The sequence below is a fragment of the Tessaracoccus sp. OH4464_COT-324 genome, from assembly GCF_003932855.1.
In the GTDB taxonomy this organism is placed as follows: domain Bacteria; phylum Actinomycetota; class Actinomycetes; order Propionibacteriales; family Propionibacteriaceae; genus Arachnia.
Genome location: NZ_RQYZ01000164.1, coordinates 1 through 333, shown reverse-complemented (window position 1 = coordinate 333; position 333 = coordinate 1). Strand labels below are relative to the sequence as shown.

Sequence of the window (333 nt, the reverse complement as noted above, 5' to 3'; positions counted from 1 at the left end):
CCGACATTCCCCAGCTCCGCTCTTCCTACCCGCTGCCCGAGCTGCCCCCCGAGTTCAGATAATCAGGGAGCCCCTAGATGAACAAGCGCGTCTGGTATGCCACCATCACCGTCCTCGCCTTCACCTTGGTGGGGTTGGTGGTGGTGTTCTGGGCATTGCCGGTAGGCCCTCGGCCCGTGACAGAGACCACCACGATCACTGTCCCGCCCAAGCCGACACCCACGCCGACGCCTAGCCCGACTCCCACGCATTGGCGTGATAGCAAGGACTGGACTGTTATCCCGCCCCCGTATCGCTTTCCGCCGCTTTACGCCGGCCTGCCCCGCGACGACT

General features: G+C 64.6%; 1 protein-coding gene. It reads left to right on the top strand.

Annotation, left to right across the window (positions count from 1 at the left end):
• Window positions 1–77: 77 nt before the first annotated feature.
• Window positions 78–333 (top strand): hypothetical protein (locus tag EII42_RS13785; protein WP_199729912.1); only part of this gene is annotated, 256 nt, incomplete at its 3' end.